The sequence below is a fragment of the Wenjunlia tyrosinilytica genome (assembly GCF_014646055.1).
Classification (GTDB): domain Bacteria; phylum Actinomycetota; class Actinomycetes; order Streptomycetales; family Streptomycetaceae; genus Wenjunlia; species Wenjunlia tyrosinilytica.
The window spans coordinates 168,936-186,932 of sequence record NZ_BMMS01000008.1 but is presented as its reverse complement, the minus strand read 5'-3'; the positions used below and the strand labels follow the sequence as shown (position 1 = coordinate 186,932).

At 68.7% G+C, this 17,997-nt stretch carries 18 protein-coding genes, 1 tRNA gene and 1 riboswitch; of the genes, 13 read left to right on the top strand and 6 right to left on the bottom strand.

Annotated features, from left to right (window positions below):
* The first annotated feature begins 145 nt into the window (after positions 1-145).
* The gene (locus tag IEY86_RS11395) at positions 146-613 is read left to right on the top strand and encodes an ATP-binding protein (RefSeq protein ID WP_189131459.1); all 468 of its coding nucleotides are present in this window, start codon (positions 146-148) and stop codon (positions 611-613) included.
* A gap of 1,184 nt (positions 614-1,797) precedes the next feature.
* Here IEY86_RS11395 and IEY86_RS11390 read toward each other — a convergent pair.
* Entirely contained in the window at positions 1,798-2,226 is a 429-nt protein-coding gene (locus IEY86_RS11390) for a GntR family transcriptional regulator (protein WP_189131458.1), read from the bottom strand.
* Positions 2,227-2,369: 143 nt separating this feature from the next.
* On the opposite strand from IEY86_RS11390, the gene IEY86_RS11385 reads away from it, so the two are divergent.
* The 7 genes from IEY86_RS11385 to IEY86_RS11355 all read left to right on the top strand — a co-directional run bounded on the left by IEY86_RS11385 (position 2,370) and on the right by IEY86_RS11355 (position 8,201).
* Positions 2,370-2,705: an SCO3933 family regulatory protein gene (locus IEY86_RS11385; protein WP_229698327.1), complete on the top strand. Its 336-nt coding sequence runs from the start codon at positions 2,370-2,372 to the stop codon at positions 2,703-2,705.
* A 77-nt stretch (positions 2,706-2,782) separates the two neighbouring features.
* Positions 2,783-2,905: a hypothetical protein gene (locus IEY86_RS37535; protein WP_265804248.1), complete on the top strand. Its 123-nt coding sequence runs from the start codon at positions 2,783-2,785 to the stop codon at positions 2,903-2,905.
* Positions 2,902-4,287 (top strand): zonular occludens toxin domain-containing protein, encoded by a 1,386-nt coding sequence (locus IEY86_RS11375; RefSeq protein WP_189131456.1) that lies wholly within the window; start codon positions 2,902-2,904, stop codon positions 4,285-4,287. Before IEY86_RS37535 ends, IEY86_RS11375 begins: the two co-directional genes overlap by 4 nt.
* Positions 4,288-4,322: 35 nt before the next feature.
* Complete coding sequence (locus tag IEY86_RS11370; RefSeq protein WP_229698326.1) at positions 4,323-5,018, top strand: DUF2637 domain-containing protein; 696 nt, start codon at positions 4,323-4,325, stop codon at positions 5,016-5,018.
* A gap of 137 nt (positions 5,019-5,155) precedes the next feature.
* Positions 5,156-6,613, top strand: coding sequence for a replication initiator (locus IEY86_RS11365; protein WP_189131455.1), 1,458 nt, complete (start codon positions 5,156-5,158; stop codon positions 6,611-6,613).
* Positions 6,610-6,807, top strand: coding sequence for a helix-turn-helix transcriptional regulator (locus IEY86_RS11360; RefSeq protein ID WP_189131531.1), 198 nt, complete (start codon positions 6,610-6,612; stop codon positions 6,805-6,807). The genes IEY86_RS11365 and IEY86_RS11360 overlap by 4 nt, the downstream gene beginning before the upstream one ends.
* Complete coding sequence (locus IEY86_RS11355) at positions 6,801-8,201, top strand: tyrosine-type recombinase/integrase (protein ID WP_189131454.1); 1,401 nt, start codon at positions 6,801-6,803, stop codon at positions 8,199-8,201. The genes IEY86_RS11360 and IEY86_RS11355 overlap by 7 nt, the downstream gene beginning before the upstream one ends.
* A 77-nt stretch (positions 8,202-8,278) precedes the next feature.
* Here the strand turns inward: IEY86_RS11355 and IEY86_RS11350 are convergent, their stop codons facing one another.
* Positions 8,279-8,491, bottom strand: coding sequence for a hypothetical protein (locus tag IEY86_RS11350; protein WP_189131453.1), 213 nt, complete (start codon positions 8,489-8,491; stop codon positions 8,279-8,281).
* Positions 8,492-8,630: 139 nt separating this feature from the next.
* On the opposite strand from IEY86_RS11350, the gene IEY86_RS11345 reads away from it, so the two are divergent.
* Positions 8,631-9,101, top strand: a complete 471-nt coding sequence (locus IEY86_RS11345; RefSeq protein ID WP_189131452.1) for a hypothetical protein — start codon at positions 8,631-8,633, stop codon at positions 9,099-9,101.
* Between the two features lie 219 nt (positions 9,102-9,320).
* Here IEY86_RS11345 and IEY86_RS11340 read toward each other — a convergent pair.
* Positions 9,321-9,407, bottom strand: a tRNA-Ser gene (locus IEY86_RS11340).
* Positions 9,408-9,457: 50 nt separating this feature from the next.
* Entirely contained in the window at positions 9,458-10,954 is a 1,497-nt protein-coding gene (locus tag IEY86_RS11335; protein WP_229698325.1) for a S1C family serine protease, read from the bottom strand.
* A 271-nt stretch (positions 10,955-11,225) separates the two neighbouring features.
* A riboswitch (TPP riboswitch) is annotated at positions 11,226-11,337 on the top strand.
* Here IEY86_RS11335 and IEY86_RS11330 point away from each other — a divergent pair.
* The 4 genes from IEY86_RS11330 to IEY86_RS11310 all read left to right on the top strand — a co-directional run bounded on the left by IEY86_RS11330 (position 11,331) and on the right by IEY86_RS11310 (position 15,611).
* Positions 11,331-12,713 (top strand): purine-cytosine permease family protein, encoded by a 1,383-nt coding sequence (locus tag IEY86_RS11330; protein WP_189131450.1) that lies wholly within the window; start codon positions 11,331-11,333, stop codon positions 12,711-12,713. It overlaps the preceding riboswitch by 7 nt.
* Positions 12,714-12,717: 4 nt before the next feature.
* Positions 12,718-13,557: a glycerophosphodiester phosphodiesterase family protein gene (locus IEY86_RS11325; RefSeq protein WP_229698324.1), complete on the top strand. Its 840-nt coding sequence runs from the start codon at positions 12,718-12,720 to the stop codon at positions 13,555-13,557.
* A 202-nt stretch (positions 13,558-13,759) separates the two neighbouring features.
* Positions 13,760-14,569: an ATP-binding protein gene (locus IEY86_RS36360; RefSeq protein WP_229698323.1), complete on the top strand. Its 810-nt coding sequence runs from the start codon at positions 13,760-13,762 to the stop codon at positions 14,567-14,569.
* Between the two features lie 64 nt (positions 14,570-14,633).
* Positions 14,634-15,611, top strand: a complete 978-nt coding sequence (locus IEY86_RS11310) for a DUF5926 family protein (RefSeq protein ID WP_189131449.1) — start codon at positions 14,634-14,636, stop codon at positions 15,609-15,611.
* Between the two features lie 448 nt (positions 15,612-16,059).
* On the opposite strand, the gene IEY86_RS11305 is transcribed toward IEY86_RS11310, so the two are convergent.
* Positions 16,060-16,842, bottom strand: a complete 783-nt coding sequence (locus tag IEY86_RS11305) for a hypothetical protein (RefSeq protein WP_189131448.1) — start codon at positions 16,840-16,842, stop codon at positions 16,060-16,062.
* A 225-nt stretch (positions 16,843-17,067) separates the two neighbouring features.
* Positions 17,068-17,814 carry a bifunctional DNA primase/polymerase gene (locus tag IEY86_RS11300; protein ID WP_189131447.1) on the bottom strand — a complete coding sequence of 249 codons (747 nt, stop codon included), beginning with the start codon at positions 17,812-17,814 and terminating at the stop codon, positions 17,068-17,070.
* Between the last annotated feature and the right edge of the window lie 183 nt (positions 17,815-17,997).

Below are 17,997 nucleotides of genomic sequence, written 5' to 3'. Positions count from 1 at the left end.
GTCAGCATTGCTCGCATCACACCGTTGTCCCGTGAGGTGGTGCGTAATGCGCAATGCAGTGACCACAGAGGAGAAACTGCCCGTGCGGCTGGCTGGGCACGGTCGCTGTCTTGCTCCACCTTGGCGTGACGTCTGGCCGGGCCGGTTGAACTCCCAGGCGGTCTACCGGGGCGGCGTTCTGCACGTGGACAAGTGCAACGCTTCCTTCAACGCCCGGCTGTTCGTCGTGGCGGCCCTGGCCGACTGGGGCCTGTGGGCGATGCGGGCGGACGTGGTGCTGTGCGCCTCCGAACTCGTGGGCAACGTGGCAAAGCACGCGTTACGACCCGCGTCCGGAAGGGACGACGACCGGTTGGCCTCGATCGGGCTGCGCTCGTGGCCTCATGAACTGTTCCTAGAGGTCGGCGATCACGACCCCCGTTTCCCTGCTGCGGCTGAACCCCAGACGCCCGGGGCCGACCTGGCGGACGGTGGCCGTGGTCTCCAGATGGTGAGGGCTCTGGCCGATGGCCTGTTCTGGAAGCGCGCGGATGACGGGGGAAAGGTCGTCTACTGCCGCTTCGCCCTCGCGAGTCACGGGGTCGGGGGCGTGGCTGGGGGTGCGCTTGCATGAGGCAGTGGCTTGCGGTGCTCCTCTACGCGGCCGTGTGCGTGGCGGTCATGGTGCTACTGGCGCGAATGAGCGATCCATGTTGTTGAGGGCCGCCGATCAAGCGCGCGACCGTGGGGGCGCCCCGCTGTCGCTCTGACCGACAACAAGCGCAGACACGAAAGCCGGACCACCCCTTGGCCCTGGAAAGCTCGGGGTGGTCCGGTTGGGATCCCGTCAGGACCCCGGTGCCGATGGTACCGGGGCCTGACGCACGCCTGTTCGGGCGTGGTTGCTGGCTCCGCCGTTGAGACAAGCGAAGGAGAGTGGCGATGGTGTTGGTCAGAGTGGTTCTGCGGGACCACAGCCAAGGGACCACGGCGCGAGGCGAGGGCCGCATGCCGGGTACGGCACACGTAGTGACCACAAGGCGGCATGTCCGGCTGGCGTGCCCCGTCGCCGGGTACGGCTCCCAAGTCTCCGCCGTGATCTGGGCCTTGAACTCAACCCAACCCGCTACCCGCTCGACGTGGACGCCGGGCTGTTGTCGCCTGCGGCCGGTCGGTTCGGTGGACGTCAGGGGTCACCGCGGATTCGTAGGCCGCAGCCCTGGTGTCGGTGCGCCTCCGGTGATGCCTGCTCGTCGTGCAGTCGCACCACGGGCTGATGCGGGCCTGCGTGGGCTGTTCGGCGCTTCTGCGCTGATCACCCCGAACCGTTGCCGATCTGCGCGCGGAGTGGAGGGGGCGCCGCCAAGCGGGGCGGTAGACAGGAGCGGGCGGCGACCCAGCCGCCCGCGCGCGCGACCCGCGCAAGCGGGTCGCCTTGATCCAGTAGAGAAAGTTTGAACGCGTCCACGTCGGCACTGTTCCAGCGCCGCTGCGACGTTCCGGCGAGGACAGCTCACCAGGTCGCGCAGTCCACCCGAGGGCTGACGGTGTATGAGTGCGCGGGCCCTCCTGGAGAAAGACGCCGGTCTCTATCGCCGATACGCGGCCGGACCAAAACCAACTTCATGCGGTGTTGTGGGCTCACGTCCGGCGGAAGCAAGGCGCTTCTGACGGCTCGATACAAGCGCGGCCCGGAAGAACGGCACGAAAGGCACGGGGTGCAGTTGAACGACATGACGAGCGGCCTTGCAGCGGTCAAGGCACTGCTTGCGCAGATCGGGGGCGAGATCGCCGACCTGGAGGACAGGCTCACCGTGGTCAGCGAGGCTCTTGCCGCCGTATCCGTGTCAACTCCGACTCCACCTCGGCAACCCGATCGCTGAGGCTCTTGACCTGCTGGAGAGTTGTGTTCAGCAGGTCCATGACCTCGCTCCACTCCGCGCCCGGCTCGGCAGTCGCCGCGTTCGCCGACTCGGGGCCGGCGGCCGTGTCAATTTCGCCTCCGGCCTTCTCCGGAGCGTTGCGGACGTAGCTGCCACGTCCTTGAACGGAGTAGATCAGCCCTTCTTCGCGCAGGACGCGAAGGGCACTGCGGACGGTCATGTTCGCGATGCCGAAGCGTTCTTCCAGCTCACGCGCGGACGGTAGGCGGTCGCCCGGCTTGATCCGGCCGGATGTGATCTCTTGCCGCAACACATCGGCCGCCAGCAGGTACGGCGGGCGTGAGTCGTCGGTCGGCAGCTTCATGGGCCGAGGATAGCCCGCGTTAGCACACCCAGCACACCCATCCAACCTAGATCTAATAGCTAGCTTGGGTTGACATAGCTAGGTCAGCTAGGTACTACTTGAGTCCGGTCGAACGAGCGACCGGTGAGACGAGGAGAAGAGAAGTGGCTAAGCCGTTTGCGCGAGTGGACGTCAGCGAGTCCCTGTTCATGATCGCGACGCTGCCCGTGCCGAAGGTCAAGAACCAGGAGACAGGGGAGGTCGCTACCGACCGGGCGACGGGGGCGGCGATGTACATCGTCAACCTGCTGGAGACCTCGGGCGGTCAGGCTCAGGTTCTGAAGATCACCGTGGCTGAACCGGGTCTGCCGGAGGGGCTGGCTCCGGGGATGACGGTTCGTCCCGTCAAGCTCATCGCGAGTCCATGGGCGAACGTGTTCGGGGACCAGGTCAACTCTGGCCTGTCCTACCGGGCTGAGGGCCTGGAGCTGGTCAAGTGACTCCGCCTGCGCCGCAGCGCGCTTACCCCGTCGCCCGGTCAGAGGGGGACTCCGATCCCCGGTTCACATTCGGCCTCGTGTCCAACGTGGCGAAAGTGCTCCAGGCCCACGGTTACCCGCCGCTCGTCGTCGGGGCTGACCTGCTTGAGCTGCACATAGCGCTGTTCCATTTCCTCTACGGCAAGGAAGGCGGCAAGTGAATCCAGAGCACGTTGTGGAGGTCGCCCCGATCATCGTCGGGGCGGCCCTCGCCCTCATCCACCTGGTTTCGCTCGCCCGCTACATAGCGGCGGACCGGGAGACGCGGGCGAGCATCCGGCAGGCGTTCCGTATCCGGCGCGGCTGGACCCGGCTGGCGAAGATGCAAGGGCTGTCGGTGACCGACAGGACGCCAACGCTGCTGGCGTCGCTGACCACGAAGCAGGGGCAGACTCCCCAACCTCGCGAGCTGACGCCGACGATCAAGACGGCGGTTGACCGCTATGGCGTCATCGTCACGACGAACACGCTCCCTCGGGTGGGGCTCGATGAGATGCAGAAGGCGGCGCCTCACCTGGCCAACGCCTGGCGGTGCGCGCGTGTCTCGGTCACGCCCCTGGCCCCGGGGAGGCTTCGCATCCGGGCAGTGCGCTCGGATCCCCTGACGCTTCCCACGACGCTTCGGCCGAGTGGACAGGCGCCGGAGGATCTGGGGTCGTGGGACCTGGGGGTGGACGAGTACGCCGAAGCGGTCGCGCTGCGGATGGCGAACATCCCCGGCATCACCGTCGCGGGCCTGCCCGGCTACGGGAAGACGAGCCTGATCAACGGCCTCGTCTGCCGCATGGCGCCCTCTGACGCGATGCAGTTCGCCGTAGCGGACGGGAAGGTCTCCACAGCGGACGAGGGCGACTACGCCGACATGGTCAAGCGGTGCTTTGCCTTCGTCGGTGACGATCTGGCCCATGCGAACGGCTTGTTCAAGAAGCTGGTCGAATTGCGGCGCGAGCGCTCCTCGAACGTCCGGCGCCTGCTGGGTGTGGCGAACATGTGGCACGTCGGCCCCTCTGCTGCCTGGCCGCTCGTGGTCCTGATCATTGACGAGGCGCACACGTACTTCCGCGACTACAAGGGCAGCGACGCCGCCACCAAGCGACTTGCCGCGCTGTCGGCGGAGAACGCCCGGCTCGTGGAGGACCTGGTCAAGAAGGGCCGTTCGGTCGGCATCGTGGTCATCCTGGCCACCCAGAAGGCGACCGGTGACGCGATACCCACCTTCATCCGGGACGTGTGCCCGGTGGGGTTGTCCTTTGCCCAGAAAACCGCTGAGGCGGCTGTTGCCGCTCTGGGGGAGGACATCCGGAACTGGCCGGACGCCAACCCGATCAACCTCCAGGACCCGGCTTACGTCGGGGTCGCCTCGATGGTCTCCCAGGGGCGGGCGGGCTTCACACGGGTCCGCATGCCGTACGTGGCGGACGCCGACGCGGCCACGGTCGCGGCCAATACCGCTCGCCTGACAGCCGATCCGGTGGAACTGCTGTCCCGGATGCTCCCCGGTCCACCGCTGTCCAAGGACGCCACCAATGTGCCCGCCTCCTAGAGCACGCCCCCACCTGAGAGAAAGGAGTACGCCTCATGGCCGCGATGACCGCCTCACCGCCCAACGGGGCCGGGCACGACCGGTTCACCCGGCACACCATCACCGCGGTCATGGCGGTCATCGCCGCTCTGGCCTTCGTCTTCTCCTTCGGCAACGTCTGGGCCCTGGCCCTGCGCCTCGGCATCCCACAGCCGATAGCCCCGCTCGTCGCCCCGATGGTGGACCTGTCCGTGATCGGGCTCCTGGTGGCGCTGCACCACCTGTCGGTGCGAGGTGTGCCGGAAGCTGAACTGAAGCCCGCAACCCGCCTGATGCACCTGTGCGGCCTTCTCACCCTGGCCCTGAACGTCGCCGAACCAATCACCGCAGGACACTACGGCCGCGCCGCGCTGGACACCGTCGCCCCTCTCCTGCTGTTGGGCTGGGGGAAGGTCGGCCCCGCGCTTCTGCGCCACCTGCACGCCTCGGGCACGCCTGCCCCCGAGCACGTTCCCGCAACAACCCGAACGACGGAGCCCACGCCCGTCCCCGCCCAGGCTCCGACTTCGGCGAGCGCTCCCGATGCCGCGCCCATGACCGCACCGGATCCGCTGCTCAAGGCGGCCCGTCGCATCGCCGCCGAGCACCACGACCGCCATGGACAGCAGATCACCCCTGCCCAACTGCGCACACGGCTCGGCGTCGCCCCCGCCCTGGCCGACGCCGTTCACGCCCAGCTCGCGACCGGCTGACACCGCCGCACCGCCGGCGCTTCCACGACCCGCCATCAGGCCATGTCGTCATGCCCCGAGCAGGAACCGAACAGCCGCCAAGCCAACTCGTTCCTGCCCGGGGTGCCCTCCCGAACCACGGAAGGACAGCACCCACAATGACAGCCCCTCTCGACCTGCGTCAGGTCGTCAGTCCCTACCTCCGGGATCTGATCGAGCTGGCCAACCTCGATCGCTTCGACCGTGTCCGCGAACAGGTCGAACGCGTCGGCGGCTGCACCCGTCCGATACAGCTCGTCGGCTCGACGGTGACCCTCGACGCCGCGACTCGTGACGTGCTGCACGCCTACAGCACCGCCGACGAACCGACCGGCCGCCTCCTGGTCGCATGCGGAAACCGACGCGCCACCCGCTGCCCCGCCTGCTCCCGCCTGTACGCCGCCGACACGTACCAACTGATCAAGGCTGGGCTTACGGGCGGGAAGGCCGTGCCCGAAACGGTCCGCGCCCACCCGCGCGTCTTCGCGACCCTCACCGCGCCCTCGTTCGGCCGGGTCCACAACCGCCCGACCACTGCGACGGGCAAGCTCCTGCCCTGCCGCTGCGGTGAGAGCCACACCGCCGATGACTCGACCCTTGGCACGCCGGTGGATCCGCAGACGTACGACTACTGCGGCGCAGTCCTGTTCAACGCACACGCCGGAGCCCTGTGGGCACGCTTCACCACATTCCTGCGGCGGGAGATCGCTGCCCGCGCGGGACTGGCTCAGAAGGAGCTGGCCAACGTTCTGCGGCTCTCCTTCGCGAAGGTCGCCGAATACCAGAAACGCGGCCTGGTCCACTTCCACGCCGTGGTCCGCCTCGACGGCCCGCAGGGCTCAACGGCGCCCCCACCCGCCTGGGCAACGGCCGAGCTGCTGACCGACGCCATCGAGTCGGCGGCGGCCCGCGTCGTGCTCACGGTCGAGTCGGACACGGTCGGCGTGCGGGAACTGCGCTGGGGACGCCAGATCGACGTACGCGAGATCGCGGGGGCCACCGCGGATTCCGACCTGACCGACCGCGCCGTTGCGGCCTACGTCGCGAAGTACGCCACCAAGGGCGCCGAGGGCTCCGGCACGGTCGACCGCTCCCTGTACTGCCACCTGTGCAACGGACGCGGGATGACCACTCCCGTCTTCGACGGCGACCCGATCGAATGCCGGTCCTGCGGCGGTACCGGCATGGCTGAATCGCTGGCCTGCCTGGCGGTGGAACGCCATGTCCGGCAGATGATCCGCACCTGCTGGGACCTCGGCCGACTCCCCGAGTTCGCCGATCTCAAGCTCTGGAAGTGGGCCCACATGCTCGGCTTCCGAGGCCACTTCTCGACCAAGTCCCGCCGCTACTCGACAACGCTCGGCGCGCTCCGGGAGATCCGCCGTGCCTGGCGCACCGAGCAGACCCGCAAACGCCTGGAGCTCCCGGAGCCGAGCGACGCGACCACCCTCGTCCACTCGGACTGGCGCTACCTCGCCTCGGGCTACAGCCCCGGCGAAGAACTCCTAGCCGAAACCGTCCGCCGCGAAAGCGCCATGGCTCTCCAGCTCAAGCACGAAGGGGAGGAATGGCGATGACCACGCCTGGGCGCAACCAGACGCTCAAGCTGCCCGAAGTCCTCGCCGAGCTGCGCATGTCGCGGGCGGCCTTCTACCGCATGCGGGCACGCGGCAAGGGGCCGAAGTGCCTCAAGCTGCCGAACGGCCAAATCCGCGTTCGCCGCTCCGAACTCGACGCCTGGTTTGCCAACTGCGAGGAAACGGCGTGCTGACCTACGACGTGAAGATCTGGAGCATTCGCCACCGAGAGGACCGGTCCAAGCCGTATCAGGTCCGCTGGCGCGTGGGACCCCAGCCCCATGCAAAGAGCTTCAGGATCAAGGCTCAGGCGGAGGGGCGCCTTGCAGAGCTGATGACTGCGCTCCGCAACCGCGAACAGTTCGACGTTGCGACCGGCCTGCCGAGTTCCGAGCTGCACGCGATGCAGTCGCCTACGTGGTTCGCGCATGCCCGCGCATACGCTGCGATGAAGTGGCCGAAGGCGTCGGCGAAGCACCGGGCGGGTATCGCTGATGCCCTGGCGACGGTCACACCGGCTCTGGTGGCGGACAAGCGCGGCGGCCCCGATCCGTCTGTACTGCGGACGGCCTTGTACTCCTGGGCCTTCCGGTTCAGCGTTGGCGATGACGGCAAGTTGAGGCCGCGTTGTGAGGCCGAGACGCCTCCGGCCGAGATCAAGGCTGCTCTCGAATGGATAGGGCGGAAGTCCCTGAAGGTGAGCGACTTCAACACTCCTGCCGTCGTACGCAACGCCCTGGAGGCGCTGTCCCTGCGGCTCGACGGCAAGACCGCCGCCCCGAACACGATCCACCGCAAGCTCACCGTGCTGAGCAACGCCCTGCGATACGCAGTGGAACGCCAGCTACTGGGCTCGGTGCCGCTGGGGACGGTGGACTGGGAAGCACCGGAGACAGACGACGAAATCGACTTCCGCTACGTCCCTGGGCCCCGCCTTGCAAAGAAGCTGATCGCCGCTGTTGGTCGTCAAGGTAGGCGCGGTTGGCATCTTCGCGCCTTCTTCGGCTGCCTGTACTACGCGGGGATGCGACCGGCAGAGGTGACCGCGCTGAGCCTGAACGCGTGCACCCTGCCCGAGTCGGGGTGGGGCGAACTACTCCTCGCCGACAGCACTCCCCGTGTTGGCTCGGGCTGGACGGATTCCGGGGAGTCGTTCGACTCGCGGGGTCTGAAGCGGCGGGCCAGGAAGGCGACCCGTCCGGTACCGATTCCGCCCGTGCTGGTGGCCACGCTCCGCGAGCACCTGACGGAGTACGGGGTCGCTGACGACGGCCGACTCTTTCGCGCCCACCGTGGCGGGCATGTGCTGTCCAAGGAGTACGGAGAGATCTGGAAAGCGGCCCGGCTGGCGGTGCTCAGCCCTCGGGAGTGCAAGACGCCCCTCGCCGAGGTGCCGTATTCCCTGCGTCACGCTGGCGTCTCCCTCTGGCTCAACTCCGGCGTCGCTCCCGCCGAGGTCGCCCGCCGAGCGGGCCACAGCATCGCCGTCCTCTTCCGGTTCTACGCCAAGGTCATCCACGGCAGCCAGCAACGCACGAACGAGCAGATCGAGCAGGCCCTGAAGGAAGCCGACGAAGCGGGAAGTTGATCGACGGTTCTCAGGTTCCGTAGACGGCGGTTGCCCCGCTCGCTGCACCCGTAACTGTGCAACAAGCGGGGCAACATTCACATGTGCATACCACCCTCACGACGCGGCGCCACAACGAGAACCAGGATCACGATGATCGTGAGCAGGTCAGTGGCGGAACCGACGGTGTCAAGAAGGCTGAGCATCACGCAAAGGGCCACAGCCGTGGTGAACGTGGCTGCAGCCGTAGTGCTGACCATGGGACGAAGCCCGGGGCCCTGGACAAAGGAACTAGGCTGGAATTGGTTCATCTGACGTCTCCATGACTTGATGACCTTCGACGGCTCCCTGATTGGCTCAGGGAGCCGTCTGCTTGCCCAACCATCATGAGAGTCACCACAGCAAGCCGATGTCAGCACCAGGCTGACATCGGCCTGGCAGCATGCTGCTATGAACCCGACTGCCGAAGACCGTGTGCGCAACCTCCTGATCGCGCTCTCCGAAGAGGCGTTGGAGCTGGCTACCTCGGCTTTGATGCTTGCCCATCCGATCGACGGCCCGGCCTTCGGGCTTCGCTTCATCCCCGAGCTCAGCCAAGCTGCTCGCCGTTTAGAGCAGTTGACAGTGGCTGCACTTCGACAGAGCGGCGTCTCCTGGGATGTGCTGGCTGAGCGCTACGGCGTAAGCCGCCAATCGATGCACCGGCGCTTGAGTGAGGATGTAGACCGTCAACTTGAGCAGGCGCAACTGTTTCCGGATATGAACCAGGAGCACGCGGAAAGACTCTTGGAGACGGCCTCCGCCTTGGCCTCATTTTTGCAAGAGAGCCTGGTCGACGATTGGGAGGCTGGCCCCAATGCCGCAGATGCACGACGTCGGCAACCACAGTCGTGGTGGCGAGAGAGGGAGGCGGACGGGTGAAGAGCCGCCGCACCTAAACCAACGCCTCGGCACTGTCCAGCACCCGGGCTTCGGACGCTTTCCGAGCGGGAGACGCTAGCCCGAATCTGGTCCACGCCTGGTCCACACAGGCTGGTCAACAATGGGATACCGGCGAGTACGGATGAGACAGGTCACATGCTGAAGGGGTGCCCCATGACACGGGGCACCCCTTCTGACCTGCGCTGTCTCTGACCTCAGCGGAGGGTGTGGGATTTGAACCCACGGTGACATCGCTGCCACGACGGTTTTCAAGACCGTTCCCTTAGGCCGCTCGGGCAACCCTCCTGCGGGCGTCACTGCTGGTGACGGCGCGGAGGTCAGCCTAACGGGGAAGGTCAGCCGTTGTCGCCCTCCCTCGAACCCAGGGTGAGGTCGGTGGTGTGCTCATTGCCGCTGCGCTCGTAGGTCACCTTGACCTTGTCGCCCGGCTTGTGGGTCCAGATCTCGCTGACGAGCTGGGGGCCGCTCTCGATGGTCTTGTTGTCGAGTTTGGTGATCACGTCGCCCGGCTTCAGGCCCGCCTTGTCGGCGGGGCCGCCCGGGGTGATGGCCGGGGTGCCGTTGATGTCCTTCGGGGAGATCTGGGCGCCCTTGCCTTCGTAGCTGTCGTTGCGCAGGACCAGCATCGCCGCGTAGACGGGCTTGCCGGTCTTGATGAGGGTGTCGGCGACCCACTTCGCCTGGTTGATGGGGATGGCGAAGCCGAGGCCCACGCTTCCGGCCTGGCCGCCGCCCCCGAAGGGGTTGTTGCCGCCGCCGTCGGCGGACTGGATCGCCGAGTTGATCCCGATGACGCGGCCGGAGGAGTCGAGCAGGGGGCCTCCGGAGTTGCCGGGGTTGATGGAGGCGTCGGTCTGGATGGCGCTCATGTAGGACGGCTGCGAGCCGTTCTCGCCGCCGGCCGCGACCGGGCGGTCCTTGGCGCTGACGATGCCGGTGGTGACCGTCCCGGACAGGCCGAACGGAGCACCGATCGCGATGGTGGCGTCGCCGACCGCGACCTGGCTGGAGTTGCCGAGCGTCAGGGGCTTCAGCTTGGCGCTGCCCGGCTTGTCGAGCTTGATCACCGCGACGTCGTAGCCCTTGGCGCGGCCCACCACCGACGCCCCGTAGCTCTTGCCGTCGGAGAACGTGACGGACAGCTTGCCCCCGTCCGCCGCGGGCTCGACCACGTGGTTGTTGGTGAGGATGTGGCCTTCCCTGTCGTACACGAAGCCCGTGCCGGTGCCGCTCTGCTGGCCGCCCTCGGCCTTGATGGTGACGACGCTCGGCAGGGCCCGATTCGCTATCCCGGCGACGCTGTCCGGCTTGCGGTTGAGCGCGGCGGGGTCCGCCGACGAGGAGACGGTGGTGCTGGTGGTGCTGGAGTCGGAGTGGTCGGCCGCGACGTAGCCGAGTCCGCCGCCGATCGTGCCCGCCAGCAGGGCGGTGGCCGCCACGATGGCGACGAGTCCGCCCCGGCCGCGGCCACGGGGACCGGGCGGGTTGTGCTGGCCCCAGCCGCTGTGCGGCGGGGGCGGAGGCGGGCCGCCTGCAACGGCGAAGGGCGTGCCCTGGCCGTACGTGGGATTCGGCGTGGGCGCGACATGCGGCACGTTCGGAGCGTGGGGGTGCCCTGGCGTCTGTCCCGGGCCCGGGCCGACCGGGGGCTGCTGGGCGTCGGCAGGCGTGGGCCGGGCCCCGGGAGGCGTCGGCGGCATGGCCGGGTGCGGCGGAGTCGGCTCGCCCGATGAACCCGCTCCGGAAACAGTGGGCATCTGAGCGGTGTGGTCCGTGCCGGGCCCTTCAGGCTCTTCCGCGCCCGTCGGCCAGTTCTCGTGCTCGGTGCTCACAGCTCTCTCCTTCGTCGCACAGTCGCACTCGGTCGCGCAGTCATCCGTCGACTGCCGACCGTCCATCGACCAGACTCGACCATCCGTCGACGGAGGTCCGCCGACCTTCGCACTCAAGAGTCCCCCAAGGGCCGTCGGACCACCGTAAGCAGCCGACTACAAAGGGGCCACCCGACTTTATCTCCACCTGATAGTTACATTTGGGCTGAATGGCGCTCAGCGGGTAGTGGCGCTTGGCCGCGTTCAGGCGAACGCCTACCATGCAGCGATCGAACGCACACGCGGGAGCTCGGACGAATCCGGGCTGAGAGGGCACAGACAGGGTGCCGACCGCCTGAACCTGACCGGGTAATGCCGGCGTAGGGAGCAAGCCGCGATGACGGCACCACCATCTCTTGACGCGCCCAAGATCGGTGCGGCGGACCCGCGGCACCCCGAGGCCCCGCTCGTCCTGGACACCGAGCCCCCGCGACCGCTCGGATTTCGCGACCAGGCGGCCTTCTGGGCGAATCTCGGCGTCAGCCTCCTCGGCTTCTCCGGTGCCGCCTGGGTCCTGACCCCCTCCGGGCATCCCCAGCTGTCGCTGCTCGCCGCGATCACCGCGACCGTCGTGGGCACGGTCGTCGGCACCGCCATGGTCGCCGTCTCCGGCATCCTGGGCACCCGCACCGGTGCTCCCGCCATGGCGATCCTGCGCGGACTCTTCGGCACGAAGCTCTCCTACCTGCCGACCGTGCTCAACATCATCCAGTGCGTCGGCTGGGGCGTCTTCGAGCTCACCGTCATCACCCTCGGCGTCGAGGCCATGACGGACGGGAAGGGCCCCCACTGGCTCTACGTCCTGCTGGCCGGGGCACTCACGACGGCCCTGACGATCAAGCCGCTGGGCTCCGTACGGCTCCTGCGCCGCTACGTCACGATCGCCGTCGGCGTCTCGATGCTGTACTTCACCGTGCAGCTGCTGCGCCAGGACACCCCGTCGCTCAACGAAGGGTCGTGGAGCGGTTTCCTGCCCGCCGTCGACTCGGCGCTCGCGGTCGCGGTCTCGTTCGTCCCCCTGGCCGCCGACTACACGCGCCACTCGCGCTCCACCGCCAAGTCGTTCTGGGGCACCCTCGTCGGCTACTCGACCGCACAGATCTGGTGCTACCTGCTCGGACTGCTGGCACTGCTCCAGGTGGGTGGTGACGCGGACAAGATCTTCGACACGTTCCTCGGAGTCGGCGCCGGATGGGTGTTCTTCGCCGTCCTGGTCGTCCGCGAGGTGGACCAGTCGTTCGCGAACGTCTACTCCACCGCGATGTCCGTGCACAACCTCCTGCCGAAGGTCGACAGGCGGGTGCTCTGCCTGGGTATAGGCACGCTGGTCACCGTTCTGGCGATGATGGTGGACGACTTCTCGACCTATGAGAGCTTCCTCTATCTCATCGGGTCGGTCTTCGTGCCGATGTTCGCGGTCACCGCCGTCGACTTCTTCCTCGGCAGCGGACGGCGCGGCTGGGACATGTCGCAGGACGCACCCGTGCGCTGGGTGATGCTCGTGCCGTGGGCGCTCGGCTTCTCCGCGTACCAGCTGATCAATCCGACGCAGCTGACCGGGTGGGCCGACTTCTGGCCCAGGTTCTGGGCCGACGCCCAGAACGCCACCGGAATCCACGCGACGGTGTGGACCTCGGCCTCCCTGTTCTCGTTCTTCACCGCGGGTTCGGCCACCCTGGCCCTGGCCGTCATCGGCAGGCAGCGCGCGGTGGCACGATGATCGGGTGACCTCCGTGCCCCTCCCCCATGGCCTCGCCCACAAGAGCATCCAGGTCGTCGCCCACCGCGGCTCCTCGGAAGACGTGCCCGAGCACACCCTCGCCGCCTACCGCAAGGCGATCGAGGACGGGGCGGACGCCCTGGAGTGCGATGTCCGGCTGACCGCGGACGGGCACCTGGTGTGCGTGCACGATCGGAGGGTGAACCGGACGTCCAACGGCCGCGGCGCCGTCTCCGCGCTGGAGCTGGCGGATCTGGCCGCGCTGGACTTCGGGTCGTGGAAGCCGGAGGACGACGCGGAGGCCACCGACGACACCCGGCTCACCTTCGAGGGGGGCGAGCTGCGGTCGGTGCTCACACTCGAGCGGCTGCTCGAACTGGTCGCCGACGCCGACCGCCGGGTGGAGCTCGCGATCGAGACCAAGCACCCCACGCGCTACGCGGGGCAGGTCGAGACGAAGCTGCTGGAGATGCTGCGGCGCTTCGGCCTCGACCGACCCGGGCCGGGGGAGTCCTCCGCGGTGCGGGTGATGAGCTTCTCGTCCCGCTCACTGCGGCGCATCCAGGCGGGTGCCCCCGAGCTGCCGACGGTCTACCTCATGCAGTACGTCACACCGCGTATCCGGGACGGGCGGCTGCCCGCGGGGGTGCGCATCGCCGGGCCGGGGATACGGATCCTGCGCTCGCATCCGGGTTTCGTCGCCAGGCTGCACCGCGAGGGACACCGGGTGCACGTATGGACGGTCAACGAGCCCGGGGACGTCGAGCTGTGCGTCCGGCTGGGTGTGGACGCCATCATCACCAACCGCCCGAAAGAGGTTCTGCGGCAACTGGGGCGGGGCTGACGCGGGACGCCGGCCCTTGCCCGAACGGGCGATACGGGCCGTGAACAGCCTGGCGGAAGCGGCCAGTCCTTACAGGTAGTGCGCGGGCGCGTTCGGAACGTGTTCGACCTCTGGTCTGATCCAAGAGTTCCGGACAGGGCAGTTTCCGCCACGTGGCGGCGGGGCATTCACTCCGTGGCGTGGGGTGAAGGAGGTCTCGGGGGTGGCGTTCGTGGTGGCGCAGGAGGTGCCGACGACCTCGACCATGGCCCTTCCCCATGGTCCGGCGGGTGTTGGCACGGCGCGGCGCAGGCTGCGCGAGGAGTTGACCGAATGCGGCGCTCCGGATGCCGTTGTCGATGACGCGGTGCTCATCCTGTCCGAGCTTCTCAGCAACTCGTGCCGGCATGCCCGGCCGCTGGACGGCCCGTGCGCCGTCAATGGGCACCACGTCCGGCAGGACCGGCGTCGGCTCAACGGAGAGCCGCGGCACAGCGAGCCGCGGCACAGCGAGCCGGGGCACAGCGAGCCGGGGCACAGGGAGCCGGGGCACAGGGAGCCGGGCCACGGCGAGCCAAGGCAGGGAGAGTCAAGGCAGGGAGAGCCGGGGCACGGCGAGCGGGGGAGCAACGGGGAGCGGGGGAGCAACGGGGAGCCGAGGAACGAGGAGTCCCGCAGCGAGGACGCCGCCGAGGGCGGTATCCGCTGCGGCTGGATGGTCGGCGACGACGGACTGCTCACCCTCGAGGTGACCGACGGCGGCGGACCCACGCGTCCGATGCCCTCGAGCCCGTCGCTGACGGCCAAGGGCGGGCGCGGTCTCGGCATCGTCGGACAGCTGGCGCTGAAATGGGGGGTCCGAGACGCGCCCGGCGAGGTGACGGTGTGGGCGGTGCTTCCGGTGCGCGCCCGGCACGCCCGCAGGCACGGCTTCCCGGGTGCGGTGGCAGTACCCTCGGTAACCGTTCCGGCCATGGGGGAGACCGTCGGGTTCGACCGTGACTTCGACGATCCCTTCGACGACCTGGCCTGAGCGGCGGCCCAGCGGTACTAGGCTCCGGGCGGTACCGTATCCGCACCGGGAGAAGACTCAAGCCATGGCCAAGAAGCGGCAGAACACCAAGGCCCGTGGGGCGCAGCCGTCCACCAGGATCACGGACGGTGAGATCCCGGTCGTCGGCGCACGGGAGCCCTGCCCGTGCGGTTCGAACCGCCGGTACAAGGCCTGCCACGGCCGTGAGGCGGCCCACGCGGTGCAGCATCTGGTGCGGCGCCCGTTCGAGGGACTTCCGGGCGAGTGCGACTGGGTGGCGCTGCGCGAGTTGGTGCCCGCGGCGACGGCCACGCTGACCCTTGCCAAGGGAATGCCCGAGGATGTGCCGTCCCTGACGCTGGCCACGGTGCTGCCGATGGCCTGGAACGCGATCCGGCGCGACAACGGCGCCGTGCTCCTCGGCCTGCAGAACGACGCCGCGTCCGGCGACATCAGCCGCGACCTCGCGGACACCCTCCAGCGGGCGCTCACCGCGGAGCCGGGCTCGCCCGTCGCAGGCGAGCGGCCGTCGGGCGACGGTCCGCGGCTTCAGGACCTGCTGGACACGAGCGCGACGTTCGAGCCCGTCGTCCACAGCGGTTTCGAGTTCTGGCTGGAGGACGCGGAGGCGGCCACCGGCGAGGTCGCGGCCTCGCTGGAGCGGGCCAACGCCGCGGCGATCCCGACCGTGCGGCTGACCGGTGTGGAGGCCGCCTACTGGTGCTCGACGCCGGAGAAGAACCACCTGCGCTGGGTGGTGTCCCATCCGGAGGAGAAGCTCCTCGACGCTCTGGCGCGCCTGCACGCGGCCGGGGCGTCCAGCCTGGGCGAGGACACCCGCCTGGTGGGCTCGTTCCGCGCGCACGGTCTCGTCGTGCCGGTGTGGGACCTGCCGACCTCGATGCAGGCTGACGAGGTCGAGAAGCCGGCCGCGGCATTCGCGGAGCGGCTGGGTGAGGCCCTGGCGGTGGACGCGTCCCTGACCGGTGACGAGCGTCGTGCCCGCAGCGGTCTTTCCAACCGGCAGATCACTCTCAGCTGATCGCGGCTGATCGAGTTCGTCTTTTCTCGCCGAGAAGGCGGTCTATCGGCCGTACCCCGCTGCCTCATGCCTATGAGGGACCGCTCTCTCCGTGAACTTGGGCCTTAGCAGCACGGTGCGTACCAGGGCGAATTCAGGAGCCCGCCTTAGGTGCCCGGAGGACGTGAGACCCGTCACAACTAGCGTCTCCAGCACGTCATTCGACGTAGAAACCATCCCTCCAGAATTTGCGAACGGGCGATCTCTTGTTACCGTTTGGACAGCCCGGTCGCTGGTGCATCCCCCGTCGCCAGCGGCCGGGCCCTTCCATGTCCGGTCCTTCTCCGGACCCGGCGGCTCCGTCAAGCGTTGCGCCGCCTCGAATGCAATTCATATGGGAGCCTCCGCCTTCGTGGCGGACTGCTTCTCGGGGATCCGCTTCGGGGCCGCTGCGGGGCCTACGTCGGCCCTACTGCCCGGGAGCGTTGCTCCCCGAGCGCATCAGCATCCGGGAGCCGTCCTCCGTCGCCACTTCGGCGACGGCGCTGTCGAGCCCGGTGGCCCCCGAGGCCGACGCGGCCGCCCCTGCCGACTCCGGCGCCCCCGCCTCGGACCCCGAAGACACGCCCGGCGATGCCTGCGACGGTGCCGGCAACGACCTGCGGCGGGGCGTCTCGCATGTTCCGCTGGACCTCGCGGCCGCGACCGAGCAGTGCACCTGCACCGTCCGACCGTCCTCACGCATCAGGGTGAGGACCATGCGCAACGGGTCACCGGTCGCGTTCCGGTAGTACGAACGCGCCCAGGTCCGGCCTGCCTCCGTGAGCACACAGGTCTGTGTCTTCAGGCCCTCCGGCGAGGTGACCTCCGGGCCGCAGGACGCGCCCGCAGTCCGACCGTCGTTGGCCTCGTCCGTCCTGCCTGCCTCCCCTGCCTCCCCTGTCTCGCCAGGCTCATCCGTCTCGCCAGCCTCGCCCGCCTCATCAGTTGCACTCAGCGGGGGCAGGTCGAACAGGGACAAGGAGTGGGCGGCGGATTCCACCGGATCGGGATGCTCCGCCGAGGCGATCCGCGATGCTTCCCCCGGCTCTGCCGGGACCGCGCGCGGGGAGGCCTCGACGGCGCCACCGGAGCGGTGCTGTCCGATGGCGTCGAAAGCGGGGCCGGCGCTCGCCGCCGCCAGCGGGAGAGCGGCGGCCAGGAAGACCACGCTCGCCAGTGCGACAGTCCGCAGATTCGCCGAGCGCTCCATGGGGGGCCTGCCCTGTATGTGTGATTGATCCCGCTGTGCCGGAATCGTGGAACCGAAGATCCCGAGGGTAGCGCGGGCAAGCACGATGAAACGCCGCGCGAGCACCCGTTTGCAGTACTCAACGCGCCGTCAGACCGCTTTTGGCTCAAGGGTGATCAGCGATGGCCGGGCTTGAACGGCGCGGCCACCACGAACGAGTGCGGCAGCCGGTCACCCGTGCGTGCGTCAGAACGCCAGGCGGCTGCCGTCCGGCTCACTCGCGCTCGCGGCCACCAATGTGGTGACCACCGACTCGATCGTCGGCAGCCAGGGCACCCCGTTGGCGGCCGGAGGCCGTTCCCAGCGCAGATTCCCGCCCGCGGTCTCCGACGGCGGCAGCACGATGTAGCCGCCGCTGCCGTGGTAGCGCAATGAAGTCGGCACCCAGTCCTGCTGATCGAGCAGTTCGCCCAACTCATCGAGTGAGTAGGGCTGCACGAGCAGCATGAAGCGTGTCGGCGAGGCCACCACCGGGCCGAGCGGAACGCCCACCCGGTCGAACGCGGCCAGCGCCCGTGCCCCGGCCGGCGCGGGCAGGCTCACGGCGGCCACCTTCGTACCGGTGGCGAGGACGATGGGCGCGTCGGGGCGGTTGGTCCACCACCAGCGGACCATGCGCGGGTCGCATGTGGCGGCGAGCAGTCCGGGGTCCTGCGGATGCGCGCCCGGCACCACGCAGTCGGGGCGTGGGCAGGAGCAGAGCTCCTCGCTCCGTGGAACCGGCGGTGGGCTCTCCCGGCTCCTGCGGCTCCCGCGGGCGCAGGAGACGAGGAACGAGCGGATCGACCCACGGGCCCCTCGGCTCTGCCACGCCTGGCGGGTCTGCAAACCCGCCCCCGGCACCACGGGCCACTGCCACTGCTCGGCGTAGGTCAGCGCGGCGCCGAGCAGCGCCGACCTGGTCCTGCGTCGCCTTACGAGGATCTCACGCATGTGCGCTCGTTCCTTTCCGCTAGCGCTCAAGGATCATCCGCACGTAACACCAACGACGCCACGTACCGCCGCACCGCCAGGTACCAGGCAGCGCATCACGCTCCGCACGTGGCTCGGAACATGGCGCGGGGTGGCGCACAGGTGGCGATTGGCGGCTGTAGCCCCCTGGGTGTTTCACACCCT

Coding starts and splice junctions, on each gene's coding strand:
- IEY86_RS11330 (WP_189131450.1), top strand. CDS start 11,331: ATGACGGCACCACCATCTCTTGACGCGCCCAAGATCGGTGCGGCGGAC.
- IEY86_RS11350 (WP_189131453.1), bottom strand. CDS start 8,491: ATGAACCAATTCCAGCCTAGTTCCTTTGTCCAGGGCCCCGGGCTTCGT.
- IEY86_RS11390 (WP_189131458.1), bottom strand. CDS start 2,226: ATGAAGCTGCCGACCGACGACTCACGCCCGCCGTACCTGCTGGCGGCC.
- IEY86_RS11305 (WP_189131448.1), bottom strand. CDS start 16,842: ATGGAGCGCTCGGCGAATCTGCGGACTGTCGCACTGGCGAGCGTGGTC.
- IEY86_RS11365 (WP_189131455.1), top strand. CDS start 5,156: ATGACAGCCCCTCTCGACCTGCGTCAGGTCGTCAGTCCCTACCTCCGG.
- IEY86_RS11300 (WP_189131447.1), bottom strand. CDS start 17,814: ATGCGTGAGATCCTCGTAAGGCGACGCAGGACCAGGTCGGCGCTGCTC.
- IEY86_RS11370 (WP_229698326.1), top strand. CDS start 4,323: ATGGCCGCGATGACCGCCTCACCGCCCAACGGGGCCGGGCACGACCGG.
- IEY86_RS11360 (WP_189131531.1), top strand. CDS start 6,610: ATGACCACGCCTGGGCGCAACCAGACGCTCAAGCTGCCCGAAGTCCTC.
- IEY86_RS11345 (WP_189131452.1), top strand. CDS start 8,631: ATGAACCCGACTGCCGAAGACCGTGTGCGCAACCTCCTGATCGCGCTC.
- IEY86_RS11310 (WP_189131449.1), top strand. CDS start 14,634: ATGGCCAAGAAGCGGCAGAACACCAAGGCCCGTGGGGCGCAGCCGTCC.